Origin of the sequence: Microbacterium sp. bgisy207, from assembly GCF_965345035.1 — a bacterium.
Classification (GTDB): Bacteria; Actinomycetota; Actinomycetes; order Actinomycetales; family Microbacteriaceae; genus Microbacterium.
The window spans coordinates 183610-203604 of the sequence record NZ_CBDRMG010000004.1; the positions used below are offsets into that span (position 1 = coordinate 183610).

The 19995-nt window shown below is 65.5% G+C and carries 21 protein-coding genes and 2 tRNA genes; 12 read left to right on the forward strand and 11 right to left on the reverse strand.

The features are described 5' to 3' along the window. The first annotated feature begins 64 nt into the window (after positions 1–64). The gene (gene trxA / locus ACSGC5_RS05370; protein ID WP_292712659.1) at positions 65–388 is read left to right on the forward strand and encodes a thioredoxin; all 324 of its coding nucleotides are present in this window, start codon (positions 65–67) and stop codon (positions 386–388) included. Between the two features lie 91 nt (positions 389–479). Here the strand turns inward: trxA and ACSGC5_RS05375 are convergent, their stop codons facing one another. The 9 genes from ACSGC5_RS05375 to rpmH form a co-directional block, all read right to left on the reverse strand. Continuing rightward, on the reverse strand, positions 480–818 hold the full coding sequence (locus tag ACSGC5_RS05375) for a tryptophan synthase subunit alpha (RefSeq protein WP_434969572.1): 339 nt from the start codon (positions 816–818) through the stop codon (positions 480–482). Between the two features lie 48 nt (positions 819–866). After that, entirely contained in the window at positions 867–1796 is a 930-nt protein-coding gene (locus tag ACSGC5_RS05380; protein ID WP_434969574.1) for a ParB/RepB/Spo0J family partition protein, read from the reverse strand. After that, positions 1796–2749: a ParA family protein gene (locus ACSGC5_RS05385; protein ID WP_434969575.1), complete on the reverse strand. Its 954-nt coding sequence runs from the start codon at positions 2747–2749 to the stop codon at positions 1796–1798. Before ACSGC5_RS05385 ends, ACSGC5_RS05380 begins: the two co-directional genes overlap by 1 nt. A 121-nt stretch (positions 2750–2870) precedes the next feature. Continuing rightward, positions 2871–3497 carry a 16S rRNA (guanine(527)-N(7))-methyltransferase RsmG gene (gene rsmG, locus ACSGC5_RS05390; protein ID WP_434969576.1) on the reverse strand — a complete coding sequence of 209 codons (627 nt, stop codon included), beginning with the start codon at positions 3495–3497 and terminating at the stop codon, positions 2871–2873. Between the two features lie 27 nt (positions 3498–3524). After that, positions 3525–4037: a protein jag gene (locus tag ACSGC5_RS05395; RefSeq protein WP_434969577.1), complete on the reverse strand. Its 513-nt coding sequence runs from the start codon at positions 4035–4037 to the stop codon at positions 3525–3527. 16 nt (positions 4038–4053) lie between these two features. Further along, positions 4054–5208, reverse strand: a complete 1155-nt coding sequence (gene yidC, locus ACSGC5_RS05400) for a membrane protein insertase YidC (protein ID WP_434969636.1) — start codon at positions 5206–5208, stop codon at positions 4054–4056. A 6-nt stretch (positions 5209–5214) separates the two neighbouring features. Then, the gene (gene yidD / locus ACSGC5_RS05405) at positions 5215–5565 is read right to left on the reverse strand and encodes a membrane protein insertion efficiency factor YidD (protein WP_434969579.1); all 351 of its coding nucleotides are present in this window, start codon (positions 5563–5565) and stop codon (positions 5215–5217) included. Further along, entirely contained in the window at positions 5562–5897 is a 336-nt protein-coding gene (rnpA, locus tag ACSGC5_RS05410) for a ribonuclease P protein component (protein ID WP_434969581.1), read from the reverse strand. Before rnpA ends, yidD begins: the two co-directional genes overlap by 4 nt. Positions 5898–5904: 7 nt before the next feature. Further along, on the reverse strand, positions 5905–6042 hold the full coding sequence (rpmH, locus tag ACSGC5_RS05415; RefSeq protein ID WP_434969582.1) for a 50S ribosomal protein L34: 138 nt from the start codon (positions 6040–6042) through the stop codon (positions 5905–5907). Positions 6043–6461: 419 nt separating this feature from the next. Between rpmH and dnaA the strand changes: the two genes are divergently transcribed. From dnaA to ACSGC5_RS05450, 7 genes are all read left to right on the forward strand, one after another. Beyond that, on the forward strand, positions 6462–7757 hold the full coding sequence (gene dnaA, locus ACSGC5_RS05420; RefSeq protein WP_434969638.1) for a chromosomal replication initiator protein DnaA: 1296 nt from the start codon (positions 6462–6464) through the stop codon (positions 7755–7757). Positions 7758–8211: 454 nt separating this feature from the next. Next, positions 8212–9363, forward strand: a complete 1152-nt coding sequence (gene dnaN / locus ACSGC5_RS05425; protein ID WP_434969583.1) for a DNA polymerase III subunit beta — start codon at positions 8212–8214, stop codon at positions 9361–9363. A gap of 46 nt (positions 9364–9409) precedes the next feature. Further along, complete coding sequence (gene recF, locus ACSGC5_RS05430; protein WP_434969584.1) at positions 9410–10579, forward strand: DNA replication/repair protein RecF; 1170 nt, start codon at positions 9410–9412, stop codon at positions 10577–10579. Next, on the forward strand, positions 10576–11076 hold the full coding sequence (locus ACSGC5_RS05435) for a DUF721 domain-containing protein (RefSeq protein ID WP_434969585.1): 501 nt from the start codon (positions 10576–10578) through the stop codon (positions 11074–11076). The genes recF and ACSGC5_RS05435 overlap by 4 nt, the downstream gene beginning before the upstream one ends. Positions 11077–11197: 121 nt before the next feature. Next, complete coding sequence (gyrB, locus tag ACSGC5_RS05440) at positions 11198–13237, forward strand: DNA topoisomerase (ATP-hydrolyzing) subunit B (protein ID WP_434969586.1); 2040 nt, start codon at positions 11198–11200, stop codon at positions 13235–13237. Positions 13238–13275: 38 nt separating this feature from the next. After that, a complete protein-coding gene (gene gyrA / locus ACSGC5_RS05445) occupies positions 13276–15843 on the forward strand; it encodes a DNA gyrase subunit A (RefSeq protein WP_434969587.1) in 2568 nt (855 codons plus the stop codon). Further along, entirely contained in the window at positions 15840–16241 is a 402-nt protein-coding gene (locus ACSGC5_RS05450) for a DUF3566 domain-containing protein (protein ID WP_434969588.1), read from the forward strand. Before gyrA ends, ACSGC5_RS05450 begins: the two co-directional genes overlap by 4 nt. A gap of 48 nt (positions 16242–16289) precedes the next feature. Here the strand turns inward: ACSGC5_RS05450 and ACSGC5_RS05455 are convergent, their stop codons facing one another. Beyond that, on the reverse strand, positions 16290–17003 hold the full coding sequence (locus ACSGC5_RS05455; RefSeq protein WP_434969589.1) for a VIT1/CCC1 transporter family protein: 714 nt from the start codon (positions 17001–17003) through the stop codon (positions 16290–16292). Between the two features lie 184 nt (positions 17004–17187). Between ACSGC5_RS05455 and ACSGC5_RS05460 the strand changes: the two genes are divergently transcribed. The 4 genes from ACSGC5_RS05460 (at position 17188) to ACSGC5_RS05475 (ending at position 19256) form a co-directional block, all read left to right on the forward strand. Further along, a tRNA-Ile gene (locus ACSGC5_RS05460) sits at positions 17188–17261 on the forward strand. Positions 17262–17271: 10 nt separating this feature from the next. Further along, positions 17272–17344 (forward strand) — tRNA-Ala (locus ACSGC5_RS05465). A gap of 114 nt (positions 17345–17458) precedes the next feature. Continuing rightward, positions 17459–18814: an NtaA/DmoA family FMN-dependent monooxygenase gene (locus ACSGC5_RS05470; protein WP_434969590.1), complete on the forward strand. Its 1356-nt coding sequence runs from the start codon at positions 17459–17461 to the stop codon at positions 18812–18814. A gap of 4 nt (positions 18815–18818) precedes the next feature. Continuing rightward, entirely contained in the window at positions 18819–19256 is a 438-nt protein-coding gene (locus ACSGC5_RS05475; protein WP_434969591.1) for an NUDIX hydrolase, read from the forward strand. A 62-nt stretch (positions 19257–19318) separates the two neighbouring features. Here the strand turns inward: ACSGC5_RS05475 and ACSGC5_RS05480 are convergent, their stop codons facing one another. After that, positions 19319–19903: a DNA helicase gene (locus ACSGC5_RS05480; protein ID WP_434969592.1), complete on the reverse strand. Its 585-nt coding sequence runs from the start codon at positions 19901–19903 to the stop codon at positions 19319–19321. Positions 19904–19995 lie beyond the last annotated feature (92 nt).

A 19995-nucleotide genomic window follows, 5' to 3' on the forward strand; every position in this document is an offset into this window, starting at 1 on the left:
GGGCCGGAACAATCCGCCATACTGACGCGTTTCCACACGTGAACGCTTTGACGAAGGAGAACACATGACTGCCGCCGCCACCACCTCGGCCACCTGGGACCAGGATGTCCTGCAGGCCGACGGCCCCGTTCTTGTCGACTTCTGGGCAGCCTGGTGCGGCCCGTGCCGCATGGTCGCGCCCGTGCTCGACGAGATTCAGGCCGAGCACCCCGACAAGATCACCATCCTCAAACTCAACGTCGACGAGAACCCCGACCTTGCGATGAAGTACCAGATCACGTCGATCCCGGCGATGAAGGTCTTCCAGGGCGGCGAGGTCAAGACGACCATCATCGGCGCCAAGCCGAAGTACGCTCTCGAACAGGACCTCGCCGAGTTCATCGGCTGAGCGTCCGCGCCACAGACGGATGCCGCGGTTCCCTCGGAACTGCGGCATCCGTCTTTCTGTGCCCGGTGTGGTGGCGACACCGGCCAGGAGTTCAGGGCACCTCGGGCAGGAGGGAATCCCAGGTGCGGTGGCGTGAGGAGCCCAGGAGGCGCCAGACGGCGCGCGTGAGCGGGGGATAGTCCAACGCGATCTGACGCAGCACCCGGTAGTGACGTGTCCCGGTCGAGGGCAGGCCCGTCGTGAGGACGTTCTCGGCGCGCAGCATCAGAACCACGAGTTCATCGACCGTCGGCAGATCGTCCATGAACTCCCACGGGTCTTCGCCGGCACGCAGGCGCTCCTCCACCAGGACGGACAGCTCGTCGGAGGCTTCCGCGCGGAGCAACTCCAGGCTCGCCCGACGGGTCGGGGCCGAATTCTCGCGCGTCATTCCTCCAGCGTACGTCGCCGAGGCCCGCTCACGGTGCGATGTGGACGATCACGATCCGAATCGGTCGACACCCATCTCCGCCAGGATCCTGTTGAGATCCTGGATTGTCGCGAAATCTATGCTGATCTGGCCTTTCTTTGCTGTCAGCGTGATGCGCACGCGCGTATCGAGCCGGTCACCGAGACGCTCCGCCAGATCGTCGAGCTGTCCGCGCCGGCTACCGGCCTGCGGCTTCGCCGGCTTACGTCCGGCGGATGCGACCCCCTTCGCGGCCGCCTCCGCTTCGCGCACTGACAGGTCCTCATTGACGATCTTGTCGGCGAGGCGTGCCATGGCGTCCGCATCGTCGACGGAGAGGATCGCGCGCGCGTGGCCGGCACTGATGACACCCGCGGCTACGCGCTGCTGCACCGGAATGGGCAGCTTGAGCAGGCGAATGGTGTTGCTGATCTGCGGACGGGATCTCCCGATACGGCCGGCGAGTTCCTCCTGCGTGATCCCGAAGTCCTCGAGCAGCTGCTGATACGCGGAGGCCTCTTCTAGCGGGTTGAGTTGCGAGCGGTGGAGGTTCTCGAGCAGCGCGTCGCGCAGCAGGTGCTCATCAGCTGTCTCCCGGACGATCGCGGGGATGGAGGCAAGGCCCGCCTCACGGGAAGCTCGCGTGCGCCGCTCACCCATGATGAGCTCATACGTGCCATCGCCCCGGTCGCGCACGACGACGGGCTGAAGCACGCCGAACTCACGCACACTGTGAACGAGTTCGGCCAGTTCATCGGGATCGAAGTTCGTCCGCGGCTGGCGCGGATTGGGCACGATCGTGTTCGGGTCGATGTGGATCAGCCGCGCGCCCGGCACGGCCACGAGGTCTTCTGCGGGCGGCGCCTCAGGGAAGAACACGTCGACGGGACGACTCTCCCCCTGATCGGCGGTGGGGATGAGGGCACCGATTCCGCGCCCGAGTCCCGTCCTCTTGGCCATCAGGCCTCCTTCTCGTCATCACCCGTGTCGGATGCCGCAGCTTCGGCATCCGGTCGACCATCGCGCTGCACGATCTCGACGGCCGCTTCGCGATAGGCGACAGCTCCGACCGATTGCCCATCGTAGGCGATGACGGTCTGCCCGAAACTCGGCGCCTCCGAGATGCGCACGGACCGGGGGATGACCGTTCGCAGCACCTGCTCCGGAAAATGGGCGCGGACCTCGTCGGCGACCTGCTGCGACAATCTCGTGCGTCCGTCGTACATCGTCAACAGGATCGTCGACAGTGTCAGAGTGGGATTGAGGTGCTTCTGGATCATCCCGACAGTACCCATGAGCTGACTGAGACCCTCAAGGGCGTAGTACTCGCACTGAATCGGGATGAGCACCTCGTCGGCAGCCGTGAAGGCGTTGATCGTGAGGAGTCCGAGCGACGGCGGGCAGTCGATCAGCACGATGTCGATGTCCGCGCCCTTCTTCGACAGGTACTTCTCGAGTGCGGCCCGTAGACGGCGCTCGCGAGCGACCAGCGACACCAGCTCGATCTCTGCACCTGCAAGGTGGATGGTGCTGGGGGCGCAGTAGAGCCGAGGGGACTCGGGGCTCTGCTGGACGACCTGGGACAACGGACGCTCCTCGACGAGGACGTCGTAGACACTGGGTGTCTCCGCGTTATGCGGGATGCTCAACGCCGTGGATGCGTTGCCCTGCGGGTCGAGGTCGATGACCAGCACCGTCGCACCCATGTGAGCGAACGCGGCGGCGAGGTTCACGGTCGACGTCGTCTTCCCGACCCCGCCCTTCTGGTTGGACACAGTGAAGATGCGACGCCTGCCGTCGTACTGCAGGGGCATCGCATCGAGCGCGCGGCGCCGGGCCGTGAGATCGGCGAGCTCGCGTGCCAACGGGGTGTCGTAGAACGAGTCCGTTGCGGGGTCCTCGTCGTGTTTCACGTGAAACGCTCCGATCGGGTCAAGGGCTTCTCCACTCTATGCTCGGCGTCCGACGCGCTCGGTGCGCGAACACCTCTCGGCGGCACATGTTTCACGTGAAACGCGAGTCGTGACGTTCGCCTCAGGCTCGGACAACGGCTCGAACCACACGGGTCGATTCATCCAGGACGCCCTCTCCGAGGGTGAGGACCTCAATCCCGGTGAGGCCGAACCGCCGGATCTGCTTCTGCGCGGCATCCAGCTCCGCCTCCGCGCCGCGACCCTTGAAGAGCACGAGCTCCCCTCCCGGCCGGACCAGCGGCGCGGTCATCGGGATGAGGGTGCGCAGCGCGCTCACGGCGCGCGCCGTGACCACGTCCACCGGTTCCTGGGGAGACCACTCCTCCGCGCGCGACCGAACGACGGTGACGTTGTCGAGGCCCAGGGACAGCGCCTGCTCGTTCAACCACGCGACCCGGCGCTCCATCGGCTCGACGAGTGTCCATTCGACATCCGGGCGAGCGATCGCCAACACGATCCCGGGAAGCCCCGCTCCCGATCCGATGTCGGCTGCCCGGCCGTGGAAGAGAGGTGCGGCGATGACACTGTTGAGGATGTGCCGTGTCCACAGTCTCGGGAGTTCGAGCGGACCGATCAGGCCCCGTGTCTCACCCTCCTCCGCCAGCGCAGCGGTGAACGATCGAGCACGATCCAGGTGCTCACCGAAGAGGGACGCAGCTACCGCCGGTTCGCGCTCGAGAGTCGTCATCGATGTTTCACGTGAAACGCGCGGCGCTCAGGCACGGCGGATGACGGTGTGGCGGTCGGCGCCTTCGCCGTATGACTCGGACACGAGCCCTCGCTCTGCGACCAGATCGTGGATGAGCTTGCGCTCGTAGCTCGACATCGGGGGGAGGGACGCCTGAGACGCACCCTCCTCGAGACGTGCGACGGCGCGGTCGACCAGGGCATCGAGTTCTCGCTGGCGCGTGTCCCGCGAACCTCCGATGTCCAGGATGAGCCGCGAGAACCGTCCCGTCTGATTCTGAACAGCGATGCGCGTCAGCTCCTGCAAGGCCTGCACCGTCGTCGGTTCGGACAGCAGCGCGAGCCCGCCGGACCGATCGCCGGCTTCCTGTTCGATCGAAACATAGGCGCGACCGTTACGGACGTCGAGCGCCAGGTCACCGTCGATGTCGGCGATATCCAGAAGGCCCTCGAGGAAGTCGGCGGCGACGTCGCCTTCCTGCTCCAGCTCTTCGATGCTCGCTTCTGACCGCGGGGAAGCGGTGTCGGGGGTCGTGGTCATGTCCACCCTCGTGTTTCTACTTGTTCGATTCCGGGGAGGGCGAAGAGCCCCCGGTCGCGCTGCCCTTGGGTCGCGGATTCTGCGGTCGAGGGTTCGCCCCTCCGGCGGGCCGCTGGCCCTGCTTCTTCGCCCGCTGCTTACTCATGGGCTGTTCACGCTTCGGGGCCTGAGCCTTCGCCCGCTCGGCCTCCTCGAGCAGTCGCTGCTGCTCGGCGAGATACTTCTCCATCGGAACGATCTTGCCGCTCGAGTCGATCGCCTTGCCCTTGCGAGCCAGCCGCTCCTCGCGCTGTTTCGCCGCCTCGGACCCCGGGGTCGGCATCTCACGGATGACGATGAACTGCTGAACCATCGTCCAGATGTTGCTGGTGAACCAGTACAGCACGACGCCGAGGGGGAAGAAGACGCCCGAGAACACGAAGGCAAACGGGAGGACCCAGAGCATGATGCGCTGCATCTGGTATGCCTGGCCCGTCTTCGCCTCGGGGGAGAGGTTCTTCGAGATGATCTGCAGCTGCGTGAAGAACTGCGAGGCGATCATCAGGATGACCAGAACCACGAGGATCATCACGGCCGGGGTGTTGCCCGCGTTCCAGGCATCGATGAGCGTCTCGTGGAGCGAGGCGACTCCGAACAGCGACGCATCGTAGAACTGCTGCGTCAGCTCTTCGTTCAGGAGACCGACACCGCCGATACCTGCCTGCGCGTGACGGGAGACGTCGCTGAGCACGGAGTACAGCGAGAAGAAGATCGGCATCTGCACCAGCAACGGCAGGCACCCGGACACCGGGCTCGTGCCGTGCTTCTTGTACAGCCCCATCGTCTCGCGGCTCATCGCTTCACGAGAGAGCTGATCCTTCTTCCCGCGGTACTTGTCCTGGATCTTGCGCAGCTCCGGCGCGATCTCCATCATCTTCCGCTGCGACTTGATCTGCTTGACGAACAGCGGGATCAGCGCTGCGCGGACCACAACGACAAGGCCCACGATCGAGAGCACCCAGGTGATGCCCTCGGCCGGCGGCATGCCGATCGCCGTGAACAGCCAGTGCCAGAAGACGAGGACGAGCTCGACGACCCACTTGAGCGGCCACAGAATGATGCCGAACAGGTCGAAACCACCGCCCGCGGCCGGCTCGGTCGGGGCGGGAGTCGCACTGGTGAGGAGATCCAGCAAGGATCAGTCCTTTCTGCGTGGCACGACGAACCCGTGCCGGGTGAGATCGAATCGGAAGTGATCGTGGGGCGGAACATCATCGACGCCACCCTTCGCCCACGGATGACACCTACCCAGCCGCGCCGCCGTGAGCACCGCTCCCTTGAGAGCGCCGTGCTGTTGCACGGCTCCCACGGCGTAGGCCGAGCACGACGGATAGTACCGGCACACGTCGCCATAAAGGTGGGAGATCGTCGCGCGATACCCATGCAGCAAGGCCAGAACAGTGTTCCGAGGCAGCAGTGGCAGCGCCCGCGCGAGATCTGCGGAATCCAGTTGTGCCTGACCCAGGGCGTAGGAGGGGAGTTCGCTCATCGCTTTTCCCCCGTGAGACACCGTGCGACATCGTCGGCGAGAACGTCGTAGGGGGCCCGCGCTGCCGCCGGCAATGCACGGATGACGACCTGCGAGCCCGGGCGGATCTCATCGATGAGGCCGGCACTGATCGCCTTGAGACGTCGGCGCACCGTATTGCGGGTCACGGCCGATCCGACCTGCTTGCTCACGATGAAGCCGAACCGCACGGGATCGGCATCCGCGGACACGGCCGTGTAGCTCATGATGTGCGCAGCCACACACCGGCGACCCCGGCGGACGACGGAACGATAGTCCGCGCCCCGGGTGATCCGGTGCGCGCGCGCGAGCACTGTGACGTCAGGCCGAAAGCGCGCTGCGACCCTTGGCGCGGCGTGCCGAGAGAATGGCACGGCCGGCGCGGGTGCGCATGCGGGCACGGAAGCCGTGCTTCTTGGCGCGGCGGCGGTTGTTGGGCTGGAACGTACGCTTGCTCATGAGATCACTTCCGGATGTGGTGTCGCCGGGATGCTCACACCGGGACGATGAATCGGGGACGGCCACAAGGGCACAAGTCAACCGACTAAGGGTACGTCGAGCGGGCCGCGAACTCAAACCGGCCGGCAGTGCCCGCACATTATCCCCAGCGTCATCCACCACCTGGAGACGACACGCCCCACCCGTCTACAGTTGATTTTGCGCTGAAGGATGCCGCTGACTACCGTTGCTCCGAAAGTTATCCACAGCCGGGGACGGGCTCGCCGCACCGACGCTGCTGACGCCTGAGGGGGGCTATGTCGAGCCAGGAGATTCCGGATGTCCCGATCTGGACGGCTGCGCTGGAGTTCCTGCGCACCGACGAACGGATCACTCCGCAGCTCGAAGGGTTTCTCAATCTCGCTGTCGCGCAGGGAGTCATGGGTGGCACGCTCTACCTGGATGTGCCGAACGAGCTGACCGCCGCGCAGATCAACAAGCGGATGCGGGCACCGATCCTCGAAGCTCTCGCGCACGCCGACGACGGAAACGGTGAAAGCGTCTCCGCGTTCCGTGTCGTGGTCAACCCCGACCTCGCCGAGTCCCAGATGAGCGCTGTCATGCCCCTGGCCGCGCCGGCGACAGCATCCGTCCACCGCAGCAGCGACGAGACGGTCGAGACGACCACGACCTCGTCGCGCACAGACACACGACTGAATCCCAAGTACACGTTCGACAACTTCGTCATCGGCCAGTCCAACCGCTTCGCGCACGCGGCTGCCGTCGCCGTGGCGGAAGCTCCCGCCAAGGCGTACAACCCCCTCTTCATCTACGGCGATTCGGGGCTGGGGAAAACGCACCTCCTCCATGCGATCGGTGACTACGCGATCAGCCTGTACGCCGGTATCAAGGTGCGCTACGTCTCGAGCGAGGAGTTCACGAACGACTTCATCAACTCGATCGCCAACAACCGGGGTGCGGCATTCCAGGCGCGGTACCGGGATGTCGACATCCTGCTCATCGACGACATCCAGTTCCTGCAGGGGCGCGCGGAGACGCAGGAGGCGTTCTTCCACACGTTCAACCAGTTGCACGACCACGACAAGCAGGTCGTGATCACCAGCGACGTGCCGCCCAAGCACCTCACCGGGTTCGAGGACCGGATGCGAAGCCGGTTCGAATGGGGTCTGATCACCGATGTGCAGGCGCCTGACCTCGAGACCCGCATCGCGATTCTGCGCAAGAAGGCCCAGAGCGAGCGTCTTCACATTCCCGACGACGTGCTCGAGTACATCGCCACCGCCGTCTCGTCCAACATCCGGGAGCTCGAAGGCGCCCTCATCCGGGTCTCCGCGTTCGCGAGCCTCAACCGGTCGAGTCTGGACATCTCCCTCGCCCAGACCGTGCTGCGCGACATCATCGATCAGGATGACGCCAACGTCGTCTCACCGACCGACATCATCGCGGCCACCGCCGCCTACTTCAAGCTGTCGGTCGACGACCTCTATGGATCGAGTAGATCTCAGGCGGTGGCTACCGCGCGCCAGATCGCGATGTACCTGTGCCGGGAGCGGACAAGCCTCTCTCTCCCCAAGATCGGACAGCTCTTCGGCAATCGCGATCACACGACAGTCATGTACGCGTACAAGAAGATCAGCGACCTCATGAAGGAACGCCGCTCGATCTACAACCAGGTCTCCGAGATCACGGCGCAGCTCGGCCGCAACGGGCGCTGACACCGGCATCCGTGTCACAACCCGCGGGCTCATAGGAAGCTCATGGATTCTCACTTGACAGTGAGTCTTCACCGGCCCCAAAATATGCGTTCCCCACAGTGTGGATAACTTGTGGATAAGTGTGGACGCCACCGCTCCAGCTGTGAGTGAGGTCCCGTGCTCCTGTGGAACATGCGCGGCGACCGCGGCGTGGACGATGGTCACTCACACGCATCCTCCGCAGCCCATCCACAAATGACACGAATGTGGTTTCCGTGCGGCACAAGGGATCGCGTGAGTCATCCACAGTTCCCACAGGGGTTAACACCATGACGAATACTTCCCTGAGATGAATCCGGTTCGATGACCTTGGGTTGCTGGCCTCGGCTCCGGCGTATCGACACAGACCCCTTGAGGTCACAAGACAGCAGGGCACTAGCATGGGAGAGCCCAACCGGATGTCGAGGGAGCGCGCGTGAGGTTCGAAGTCAACCGCGATGTGTTCAGCGAGGCTGTGTCGTTCGTCGTCAAGCTCCTGCCACAACGCAACCCGCAGCCGATCCTCGCGGGCATCCTGATAGAAGCCAGTGCCGACGGGCTCTCGCTGTCCGCCTTCGACTACGAAGCGTCGGCGCGCACGCGCATCGATGCCACCGTCGAAGATTCGGGAACGATCCTCGTGCACGGCCGGCTCCTCTCCGAGATCGCCAACCGGCTCCCGAACGCACCGATCACCGTCCGCGTCGACGACGACGGCGGCATCCTCCTGACCTGCGGATCCGCGAAGTTCACGCTGGCATCCATGCCAGTGGCCGAGTACCCGGCCATTCCGGAGGTCACCGGTGAATCCGGTCTGGTCCCCGCCGACGAGTTCGCGACGGCCATCTCGCAGGTGGCCTTTGCGGCGTCGCGCGATGACGTCACGCCCGTGCTCACCGGTGTGCAGCTCGAAGTGGCCGGGAACCGACTCAGCCTTGTCGCGACGGACCGGTACCGGGTCGCGCTGCGCGAGATCTCGTGGGATGCAGGAGGCGGAGCATCCGATGAGGGCGCGACGGCCCTCGTGCCCGCCCGCACGCTCACCGAAGTCGGCAAGACCTTTGCCCACTCGGGACAGATTTCGATCGCGTTCTCCGGAAGCGGCGACCGCGAGATCATCGCCTTCACCGCGGGCAACAAGACGGTGACGTCGCTCCTGATCAAGGGGAATTTCCCTCCTGTGCGCCGGCTCTTCCCGGAGCAGACCGAGCACCACGCGGTCGTGAACACCGCGGAGTTCGCCGAAGCAGTTCGCCGCGTCTCGCTTGTGCTCGACCGGTCGGCGCCGCTGCGGTTCACCTTCGGGGCGGAAGGTGTCTCGATGGATGCCGCCGGAACCGAGCAGGCGCGCGCGACAGAGTCCGTCGACGCCACTCTCCTCGGCGATGACGTCACCCTCGGCCTCAATCCTCAGTATCTGCTCGAGGCGCTCGGCGCCGTCCGCAGCGAGTTCACGCGTGTGACATTCACCTCGAGTGACAACGCGAACAAGCTCAGCCCCGTCCTCATCACGGCGCAGACCTCCGTCGACCGCGCGGGTGAGGATTCGTTCAAGTACCTGTTGCAGCCGAACCTGCTCCTGCGCTGACCGGCGACGCGGTTCTCGCGTCGCCGGCGCCGGATACCCTGTACCGATGATCGTCGAGCGGCTGAGTCTTACAGACTTTCGTAATTACGCTTGCGCCGATCTCGAGCTCTCGAGCGGCCCGACGGTACTGGTCGGAAGCAATGGGCAGGGAAAGACCAACTTGGCCGAGGCCGTCGCGTATCTGGCCACGGCGGGATCTCACCGTGTCTCAAGCGATGCCCCGCTCGTGCGTGACGGTGCGGAGTTCGCGATCGTACGTGCCAGGCTCGCACACGGTGAGCGACGGCTGAGCGTGGACGTGCAGATCAACCGGCAGGGATCCAACCGTGCGCAGGTCAACGGGTCGACCGTGCGTACGGGAGAACTCGGCAGATATGCCCAGGTCGTGTTGTTCGCACCCGAGGACCTGCAGATCGTCCGCGGTGACCCGGGCGCCCGCCGGCGCTTTGCCGACCAGCTCCTCGTGCAGCGCTACCCGCGGCTGTCGGCGACGTTGGCCGACTATGACCGGGTGCTCAAGCAACGCGGTGCGCTGTTGAAGTCGGCACGCGCTCGCCGTCTGGGCAGCGAGGCGCTGCCGACGTTGGATGTCTGGGACGACAAGCTGGTCGCGCTCGGCGTGGACATCATCCGGGCGCGGGAAGCGCTCGTGAGAGATCTGGCGGAACCGATCGCGACGGCGTACGCAGCGATCGCGGGAGCCGACCACGCACCCGATGCGCGGTGGGTGCTGTCGGTGGATGGGGCAGATCCGGACGACGAAGAGCGCATCGTCGATCCCGCTGACACGGGGGATCTGTACGAGCGATTCCGCCGCGCGCTTCGGGACAAGCGCGCATCCGAGTTGGAGCGCGGCGTCAATCTGGTCGGACCGCACCGCGACGATCTGCTGCTCTCCCTTCGTGGCCTTCCCGCCCGCGGGTACGCCTCTCACGGGGAGTCCTGGTCGTTGGCGCTGGCACTACGGATCGCATCCGCGCACCTGCTTCGGGCCGAATCACAGCTCGGTGACCCGATCGTCATCCTCGATGACGTGTTCGCCGAACTCGACGCCGGCCGCCGCACCCGGTTGGCCGACATCGTCGGCGAGTTCGAACAGGTGATTGTGACGGCCGCCGTGGAGCAGGATGTGCCGCCTGCACTTCGCGTGGGAACCGTGCGCGTCGAGGCCGGGACGTTGGCGGCCAGTGGCCCGGTATCGGGGGCCGGGTCGTGACCACCCCGGCGGCTGATGCCGCACCCGCCGTTCCCGAGACCGTCGCGACCTATCTGCGGTTGCGCGGTCTTGCTCCGACCGCTCGCGTGGCCCGGCGGCGCCGGCGTCGTGTCGACGACGAGAACGAGCCCTTCACGCCGGGCCGCGACCCGAGAGGTGTCGCCGACGTGCTGACCGACCTCACCCGGGAGGCTGGCTGGGATGCTCAACTCGCACGTGAGGACGTGGTGCGCACCTGGAACGAGGTGGCGGGAGCAGAGACTGCCCGGCACACCAGGCCCGTGGGCTTCACCGACGGGATTCTCACCGTGCAGGCCGATTCGACGGCCTGGGCGCGTCAGCTGCAGCTCATGCGCTCCCAGATCCTCACCGAGATCCTTCGGCGCTATCCGGACGCGGGTGTCGAGAGCGTACGGTTCATCGGCCCGGACGTCCCCTCCTGGAAATGGGGTCCCAGAGCCGTTCCAGGCCGTGGTCCGCGCGATACCTACGGCTGACCCACCTCGCGGGACATCCCGAGGACTTTCATCGCGCCACAGCCCCGTAGAGCGCGTGAACAAGACGCAGAGTTGATAGACTGCTCGCTAGTCCGATCGTCGATGTGGAGCGCCTCTCACTATGCCCTCAGAAGTCCCTGAAAGCGTTCCCGAAGATCCGCAGCTGGCGCACTCCGGCAAGGTCCAGAACGAGTACGGGGCGGATGCGATCCAAGTCCTGGAAGGACTTGAGGCGGTGCGCAAGCGGCCCGGCATGTACATCGGCTCCACGGGTGAACGCGGTCTTCATCACCTCGTGTACGAGATCGTCGACAACTCCGTCGACGAGGCTCTCGCCGGTTACTGCGACACGATCACCGTCACGATCCTCGAAGACGGCGCTGTTCGTGTGGTCGATAACGGTCGTGGCATCCCGGTCGACATGCACCGCACGGAAGGGAAGTCGACCGTCGAGGTGGTGCTCACGGTCCTGCACGCGGGAGGAAAGTTCGGCGGCGGCGGATACGCCGTCTCGGGCGGCCTGCACGGAGTGGGATCCTCGGTCGTCAATGCGCTTTCGACGCGCCTCGAGGTCGAGGTCAAGCGTCAAGGTTTCGTCTGGCGACAGTCCTTCCGTGACGGCGGCACCCCCCTGGCTCCGCTCCAGAAAGGGGAGCCGAGCGACGAGACGGGCACGACGATCACGTTCTGGCCGGATCCGGGCATCTTCGACACGGTCCACTTCGACTACGACACCCTTCGGACGCGCTTCCAGCAGATGGCCTTCCTCAACAAGGGCCTGCGCATCACTCTGCGCGACGAACGACCCGACTCCGCGTACGTGGTGGATGACCAGTCAGGCGCATCCACGCCGACACAGCCCCACGATGACTTCCTCTACGAACGGGGGCTCGTCGACTACGTCGAGTACCTGAACAAGGTCCGCAAGACGGAGGTCGTCAACGACGAGATCATCGAGGTCGAGTCGGAAGACACCGACCGTCACATCTCGCTCGAGCTCGCGATGCAGTGGACCACGAGCTACACCGAGAATGTGTTCACATTCGCGAACACCATCAACACGCACGAGGGCGGCACGCACGAAGAGGGTTTCCGCGCGGCGCTCACGGCTCTGGTGAACCGGTACGCCAGAGCACAGGGACTGCTCAAAGAGAAGGATGACAACCTCACGGGTGAGGACATCCGCGAGGGACTGACCGCCGTCATCTCCGTGAAGCTCTCCGAGCCCCAGTTCGAGGGTCAGACCAAGACGAAGCTCGGCAACACCGAGGCCAAGGCGTTCGTCCAGAAAGTCGTGGGCGACCAGCTCACCGACTGGCTCGACCGTAATCCCGCACAGGCGAAGAACGTCATCCGGAAAGCGATCGACGCCGCCACCGCGAGACTGGCCGCCAGGAAGGCCCGCGAGACGGCGCGGCGCAAGAGCGTCTTCGAATCGGCAGCCATGCCCGACAAGCTCAAGGACTGCGTCTCGAAGGACCCGTCCATCAGCGAGATCTTCCTCGTCGAGGGTGACTCCGCGGGCGGCTCCGCCGTCGGCGGGCGCGACCCCCATACGCAGGCGATCCTGGCTCTGCGCGGGAAGATCCTCAACGTGGAGCGCGCGCGGCTGGACCGGGCCTTGGGCAACAAAGAGGTCCAGGCGATGATCTCCGCGTTCGGCACGGGCATCGGTGAGGATTTCGACATCACGAAGGCCCGCTATCACAAGATCGTGCTGATGACGGATGCCGATGTCGACGGGCAGCACATCACGACGCTGCTGCTGACGCTGCTGTTCCGCTACATGCGCGGGCTCATCGAAGCCGGATACGTGTACCTGGCGCAGCCCCCGCTGTACAGACTGAAGTGGTCGAACTCGCCGCACGAGTACGTCTACTCCGACCGGGAGCGCGACGCTCTCCTGGCAGAGGGCACCGCTGCCGGCAAGCGGATTCCCAAAGACAACGCCATCCAGCGCTACAAGGGTCTCGGTGAGATGAACGCCGAGGAGCTGTGGGAGACGACGATGGATCCGCAGACCCGAACGCTGCGGCAGGTGACCATCGATGACGCGGCCGCTGCCGATGAGATCTTCTCCATCCTCATGGGCGAGGACGTTGAGTCTCGCCGCGGGTTCATTCAGCGAAACGCCAAAGACGTCCGGTTCTTGGACATCTGAGCGAGCGACGACAGTACAGCGACGAAGTAGAGACAGCGATGGCAGCCGAAGAACGCCCCGAGCCCGTGCACAACCACGGTCGCATCGACCAGGTCGACCTGCAGCTGGAGATGCAGCGCTCGTACCTCGACTACGCGATGAGCGTCATCGTCGGGCGCGCCCTGCCCGATGTCCGCGACGGCCTGAAGCCCGTGCACCGCCGCGTCATCTACGGCATGTACGACGGGGGATACCGTCCCGACAAGTCGTTCTCGAAGTGCTCCCGTGTCGTCGGCGAGGTCATGGGTCAGTACCACCCCCACGGTGACTCCGCCATCTACGACACCCTCGTGCGGCTCGTGCAGCCCTGGGCGCTGCGCTACCCCTTGGCCCTCGGGCAGGGCAACTTCGGCACCCCCGGGAACCAGGGTGCCGCTGCCCCTCGGTACACCGAGACCAAGATGGCGCCGCTGGCCCTCGAGATGGTCCGCGACATCGAAGAAGAGACCGTCGATTTCCAGCCCAACTACGACGGCCAGACTCAGGAACCGATCGTCCTTCCGGCGCGGTTCCCGAACCTGCTCGTCAACGGCTCGGTGGGAATCGCGGTGGGCATGGCCACGAACATCCCGCCGCACAACCTGCGCGAGGTCGCCGCCGGCGCCCTCTGGGCGCTCGAGCACCCCGAGGCCACGCGCGAGGAACTGCTCGAGGCGCTCATGGAGCGCATCCCGGGTCCGGACTTCCCGACAGCCGCGCAGATTCTCGGCACGAAGGGCATCAAGGACGCCTACCGCACCGGACGCGGATCGATCACGATGCGCGCCGTGGTCAACGTCGAGGAGATCCAGGGACGCACCTGCTTGGTCATCACCGAGCTGCCGTATCAGGTGAACCCCGACAACGTCGCGGTGAAGATCGGCGACCTGGCCCGCGAGGGCAAGATCACGGGCATCGCCGACATCCGTGACGAGTCCTCGGGTCGCACCGGACAGCGTCTGGTCATCGTGCTCAAGCGCGATGCCGTGGCGAAGGTCGTGCTCAACAATCTCTACAAGCACACGCAGCTGCAGGAGAACTTCGGCGCGAACATGCTCGCGATCGTCGACGGGGTTCCGCGCACCCTGCCCCTCGACGGATTCATCAGCTACTGGATCGATCATCAGGTAGACGTCATCGTCCGGCGCACCCGTTTTCGGTTGCGCAAGGCCGAAGAGCGGATGCACATTCTGCGCGGCTATCTCAAGGCGCTCGATGCGCTCGACGAGGTCATCGCGCTCATCCGTCGTTCTGCGACCGTCGACGATGCCCGCGAGGGCCTGAAGGACCTGCTCGAGATCGACGACATCCAGGCCGACGCGATCCTGCAGATGCAGCTTCGCCGACTCGCCGCGCTCGAGCGACAGAAGATCATCGACGAGGCGACTGAGCTCGAGGCTCAGATCCTGGATTTCCAGGCGATCCTCGCCGATCCGATGCGCCAGCGCTCCATCATCCGCGACGAACTCACCGCGATAGTCGAGCGCTTCGGCGATGAGCGACGTACCGAGATCATGCCCGGCTACGACGGCGACATGTCGGTCGAGGACCTCATCCCTGAAGAAGAGATGGTCATCACGGTCACCCGTGCCGGCTACATCAAGCGCACGCGCAGCGACAACTACCGGTCGCAGCACCGCGGGGGCAAGGGCGTCAAGGGTGCGCAGTTACGCGCGGACGACGTCGTCGAGCACTTCTTCGTGACAACCACTCACCACTGGCTGCTCTTCTTCACGAACAAGGGTCGCGTCTACCGGGCCAAGGCGTACGAGGTTCCTGAGGCGGGTCGGGATGCAAAGGGTCAGCACGTCGCGAACCTCCTCGCCTTGCAGCCCGAAGAGGAGATCGCCCAGATCCTGGACATCCGCGACTATCAGGCGGCACCGTACCTGGTGCTCGCCACCCGCAGTGGCCTCGTGAAGAAGACGCGGCTGATCGAATACGACACCAACCGTCAGGGCGGGGTCATCGCCATCAAGCTTCGCGGCGGTGAGGATGGCGAAGCCGGCGACGAGCTGACCTCCGCGATGCTCGTCAACGAGGACGACCACATCCTCCTCATCAGCAGGCAGGGCATGTCGCTGCGATTCGCGGCGACGGATGCTGCCCTTCGCCCCATGGGACGGGCCACCGAGGGCGTCAAGGGCATGTCTTTCCGCGGCGATGACTGTTTGCTGTCGGCATCCGTCGCCCGAGATGAGGGATACGTCTTCGTCGTGACCGAGGGTGGCTATGCCAAGCGCACCGATGTCGCACAGTATCGCGAGCAGGGTCGCGGAGGTCTGGGCATCAAAGTCGCGAAGTTGACCGAGGATCGGGGGGTCCTCGCGGGCGGACTCATCGTCTCGGAGGACGACGAGGTCTTGGTGGTTCTTGCCAGCGGCAAGGTGGTACGCTCTGCCGTGGCCGAGGTCCCCGCCAAGGGTCGCGACACGATGGGTGTCGTCTTCGCCCGCCCCGATGACGAGGATCGCATCATCGCGGTCGCGCGTAACGGAGAGCGGGTTGTGGCAGAGGTAGCTGCGGCCACGGATGCGTCGGATGACGCCGCCTCCCCCCAGAATCTTGAAGGAAGTCCCGACGCATGACGACGGTTGCCGACAAACTCGCGAAGAAATCCAGCAAGACGACGACCAAGCAGGTGCGCCTGCGCCTGGTGTACGTCGACTTCTGGTCGGCCGTGAAACTGTCGTTTCTCGCGGCCGTGGCGATCGCGATCGCGACCGTTGTCTTCTTCGTGCTGATCTACCTCATCCTGCAGACGACCGGCTTGATCTCGCAGGCCGATGAGTTCATCGGCAGCTTCACCGATGGCAGCTTCTCTGTCTCGGCGGTGCTTTCGCTGCCCCAGGTGCTCGCGTTCTCGGCGATCGTGGCGATCCTGAACCTCGTGGTCGTCACGGTCATGGGGGCGGTCGTCGCGGGAATCTACAACCTCGCCGTCAAGGTGACCGGCGGGCTGCTGGTCGGCTTCACGTCCAACTGATTCGAGGATGTCGCCGGCGCGACGGGGTTCGACCGTTCCGACGTTCGGTCAGACCACGGTGGTGCCGAGGAGGGTGCCGATCGCATAGGTCGCAGCGAGAGCGAGAGCACCACCGATCACGAGCCTGATGACCGCCCGTCCCTGCGACGCGCCACCTAGCCGCGCCGAGATCGACCCGGTGACTGCCAGCGCGATGAGCACCGCGACCACCGTGACCGGCACCCGCCACTCCGGCGGGGGCAGCAGGATGGCCAGGAGCGGCAGGAGCGCGCCGAGCGTGAAGGCGACGGCCGACGAGAAGGCGGCTTGCCACGGGTTCACGAGGTCGTCCTCGTCGATGTGCAGCTCGACCTCGAGGTGGGCAGCCAGCGCGTTGTGCGCGGTGAGTTCCTCCGCCACCCGTTCGGCGGTGTCTCTGCTGAGCCCGCGCTCCTGGTAGAGCTGGGTCAGCTCTTCGAGTTCCTCGGCTGGCATCTCGACGAGCTCGCGTCGCTCCTTCGCGATAAGCGCTCGTTCGCTATCGCGTTGACTGCTCACCGATACGTACTCCCCGAGCGCCATCGAGATCGCGCCACCGACCAGTCCCGCCACACCGGCGAGCAACAGGGCGGGCGTCTCGGTCGTTGCGCCGGCGACACCGACGACAAGGGACGCGACGGAGACGATGCCGTCGTTGGCGCCGAGGACTCCCGCCCGCAGCCAATTGAGCTTCTGACTCACACCGGTTGCGTGCGGCTCATGAGGATGTGTCGTGTCGGTCACGAGGCTCAGTCAACAACCGACGACCGTGCGGGGCAATGAAGGTTGGGCTAAGCGAACCTGTCGTCCGGGTGACGTTCCGGACCACCCGCTCGCGAGCTGGAGGCAGCCGCCGCCCGAATTCGTGAAATGGCACCGCGTCCGGTAAAGTCTTGGAGGTTGACGGCGCGAAGCGCCGACAGCGTACGGGGCTATAGCTCAGGCGGTTAGAGCGCTTCACTGATAATGAAGAGGTCCCAGGTTCAAGTCCTGGTAGCCCCACGCACGCCCCGGGGCCTTAGCTCAGTTGGTAGAGCGCCTGCTTTGCAAGCAGGATGTCAGGAGTTCGAATCTCCTAGGCTCCACAGTTTCTTCTTCCCGAGGCCCTCCCGCCTCTTGCGCAGCGTCACGCGCGCGTAACAGCTGGCGCGTAGCGTTGCGTCACCACGGCACGTGTGTGCGCGGCGAAGGGAGCGGATGTGTCGGCACTGCGATTCGGTGTCTTCGAGGTCTACGGCCCGCAGGTCGGTGGCACGCTGAGCTGGCCGCATCCGCTGAGCGACTCGATCGAGTTCGCCGACCCCGACCGATGGGTGCGCCTGGCAAAGGTGATGGATGCTACCGGGTTCGACTTCCTCTTCTTCGCCGATGGCTATGGATACCCGATCGTCGGCGACGACATCAGCGCTGATGCCGTCGCGCACGGCATCAACTTCTCGGGGTACGACCCCGCAACACTCTTGCCGGTCCTCATGCGGGAAACCTCAGAGCTGGGGTTCGTCGTCACCGCGACGACGGGAATCGATCACCCCGTCCAACTCGCTCGCCGCTTCTCGACCCTCGACGCGATCTCGGGCGGGAGGATCGGCTGGAACATCGTCACCGGCGCATCGCAGAATGCGGTTGCCGAACTCTTCGGGCACGACGAGATGGTCGCGCACGACACCCGGTACGCGATGGCCCAGGAGTACGTCTCGCTTGCGCGGCGGTACTGGGAGGATGCCTGGAGTGACGACGCGCTCGTCGCCGATCGCGCATCCGGCGTGTACGCGCAGCGGTCCGGCATCCATCGCGTGGTCTACGAGGGTGACCACTACCGTTCGCGCGGATACTACGGCGCCCCGCCCACGCCTCAGCGCACACCGCTGCTCTTCCAGGCGGGAACCTCGCCGGCCGGCCGGGCTTTCGCTGCTCGGCACGCCGAGTGCGTGTTCGTCCAGGCGACCACGCCGACCCACACGGCATCCGCTGTCGCCGACCTGCACCGTCGCGCGAGTGAAGCGGGGCGAACCACGGCGCTCGTGACGATGGCGGGTCTCACCGCGATCGTTGCCGAGACCTCCGCCGAGGCCCGCGAGCTTGCCGACGAATTCGACCGGATGCAGACCGACGATGTGGTTGCGACCCTCTATGCGGGAAACACCGGAATCGACCTACGGACCCTCGACCCTGACCAGACCCTCCACCAGGTGCTCGATGCCGGCGGACCCATCGGACAAATGGGCACCAGCAACATCGAGAGATTCCTCGGCAGCGCCGACCGCCCCGCCCCGACAGTTCGCGAGATCCTCGACGAGCTGCGGGGGCGCGGCACGCGCGGGTTTCGGCTGGTCGGAGACCCGACCGAGGTCGCGGACGGCGTGGAGGAGCTTGCGGCCAGCACCGGGCTCGACGGGTTCCTCATCGAGCCGGTGTTCGGCACGCGGGATGTCGCCGCGTTCGGCGACCTCGTTCTACCGATTCTGGGTGAGCGAGGGCGGCTTGCGCCGCGCCGCGCGGACGCCACGTTCCGGTCTCGCATGCAGGAGAAGCTGCCCGTGGCTCCCGTATCGTGAATCCATGGATCTGCGGGTCGCTGCGTACTCGATCGTCATCGACGACGACAGGCGCATGCTGCTCGCCCACTGGAACGAGAGCGGCGCCTCGGGGTGGACCCTTCCCGGCGGGGGTCTCGAACCCGGGGAGAGTCCGGATGCTGCCGCTCGCCGTGAAGTCCACGAAGAGACCGGGTACCGGGTCGCGCTCGACGAGCTTCTTGGCATCCACTCGCGCGTGATCCCCGCGCACCGACGCCTCGTGCCTGGGTCTGATCTCCCGCTACAGGCACTCCGGATCGTCTACCGTGCCCATGTCACCGGCGGGACCCTGCGCAACGAGACCGAGGGAACCACCGACCGCGCGCAGTGGTTCGCACTGTCGGATGTGCGCCGGCTCAAGCGCGTGAGTCTCGTCAATATCGGGCTGCGGATGGCGGGACTCGGCTCCTTCGCACGCTGAGGGTCGTCAACAAACAACTGCGGCGCCCGGAAGCCGGGCGCCGCAGCGCGAACTGATCTGGATCAGGCGTCGGGAGCGCGCAGCGGGTCGTCGGCGACCCACAGCTCGTCATCCGCGCGGAGCGTCTGCCACGCCGCGTACAGCACGCCCGCAGCGGCAATGACACCCAGGATGATGGCGAAGACACCGCCGGCGCCGATCCCCTGCTTCTGAGGCTCGAGGGCCGACAGCTTCTTGGACAGCTTCTTGGAGACGTCCTTGCCGTACTTGTCGGCGAGCTTCGCGTACTTCTTCGCGTCAGGAGCCGACAGGCCCCGACCCGCGGCAAGCCGCGCGCGCGTCTCGGTGGCGGCATCCCATGCCGACAGCGCCGAACCGACGACGGCTCCGGTCGCGGGGATCGCACGATTGGTCAGGAACGACTTGGATGACGCGAGTCCGCGCTGCACATACGGCTGGGCGTACCGGCCGTAGGCTTCCTGAACCTGGGGCACGACCTGCTCGCGGCCGTAGTTGCCCAGCTGCCGACCGGCCTCGCGGGCGATGTCAGCGGCTTCGCCGACGAGCACCTGCTGCGACTCCCAGATGTCGTTCGCGTGCTTCTGGAGCTTGCGGAGTTCCTTCTTGCGCTTGCGGCTGAGGCTCACGGGGCCCTCCCTGTCGTGTCGACGTGGTCTTCCCATCTTGCCATGCGTGCCGCAGACGGGAAGTGTTCCCGGCGAACTCTGAAAGAATGGCC

Coding starts and splice junctions, on each gene's coding strand:
- recF (WP_434969584.1), top strand. CDS start 9,410: ATGATCGTCGAGCGGCTGAGTCTTACAGACTTTCGTAATTACGCTTGC.
- ACSGC5_RS05380 (WP_434969574.1), bottom strand. CDS start 1,796: ATGGCCAAGAGGACGGGACTCGGGCGCGGAATCGGTGCCCTCATCCCC.
- yidD (WP_434969579.1), bottom strand. CDS start 5,565: ATGAGCGAACTCCCCTCCTACGCCCTGGGTCAGGCACAACTGGATTCC.
- ACSGC5_RS05395 (WP_434969577.1), bottom strand. CDS start 4,037: ATGACCACGACCCCCGACACCGCTTCCCCGCGGTCAGAAGCGAGCATC.
- rpmH (WP_434969582.1), bottom strand. CDS start 6,042: ATGAGCAAGCGTACGTTCCAGCCCAACAACCGCCGCCGCGCCAAGAAG.
- ACSGC5_RS05375 (WP_434969572.1), bottom strand. CDS start 818: ATGACGCGCGAGAATTCGGCCCCGACCCGTCGGGCGAGCCTGGAGTTG.
- rsmG (WP_434969576.1), bottom strand. CDS start 3,497: ATGACGACTCTCGAGCGCGAACCGGCGGTAGCTGCGTCCCTCTTCGGT.
- ACSGC5_RS05475 (WP_434969591.1), top strand. CDS start 18,819: ATGGATCTGCGGGTCGCTGCGTACTCGATCGTCATCGACGACGACAGG.
- ACSGC5_RS05450 (WP_434969588.1), top strand. CDS start 15,840: ATGACGACGGTTGCCGACAAACTCGCGAAGAAATCCAGCAAGACGACG.
- dnaA (WP_434969638.1), top strand. CDS start 6,462: ATGGGTGGCACGCTCTACCTGGATGTGCCGAACGAGCTGACCGCCGCG.
- gyrA (WP_434969587.1), top strand. CDS start 13,276: ATGGCAGCCGAAGAACGCCCCGAGCCCGTGCACAACCACGGTCGCATC.
- trxA (WP_292712659.1), top strand. CDS start 65: ATGACTGCCGCCGCCACCACCTCGGCCACCTGGGACCAGGATGTCCTG.
- gyrB (WP_434969586.1), top strand. CDS start 11,198: ATGCCCTCAGAAGTCCCTGAAAGCGTTCCCGAAGATCCGCAGCTGGCG.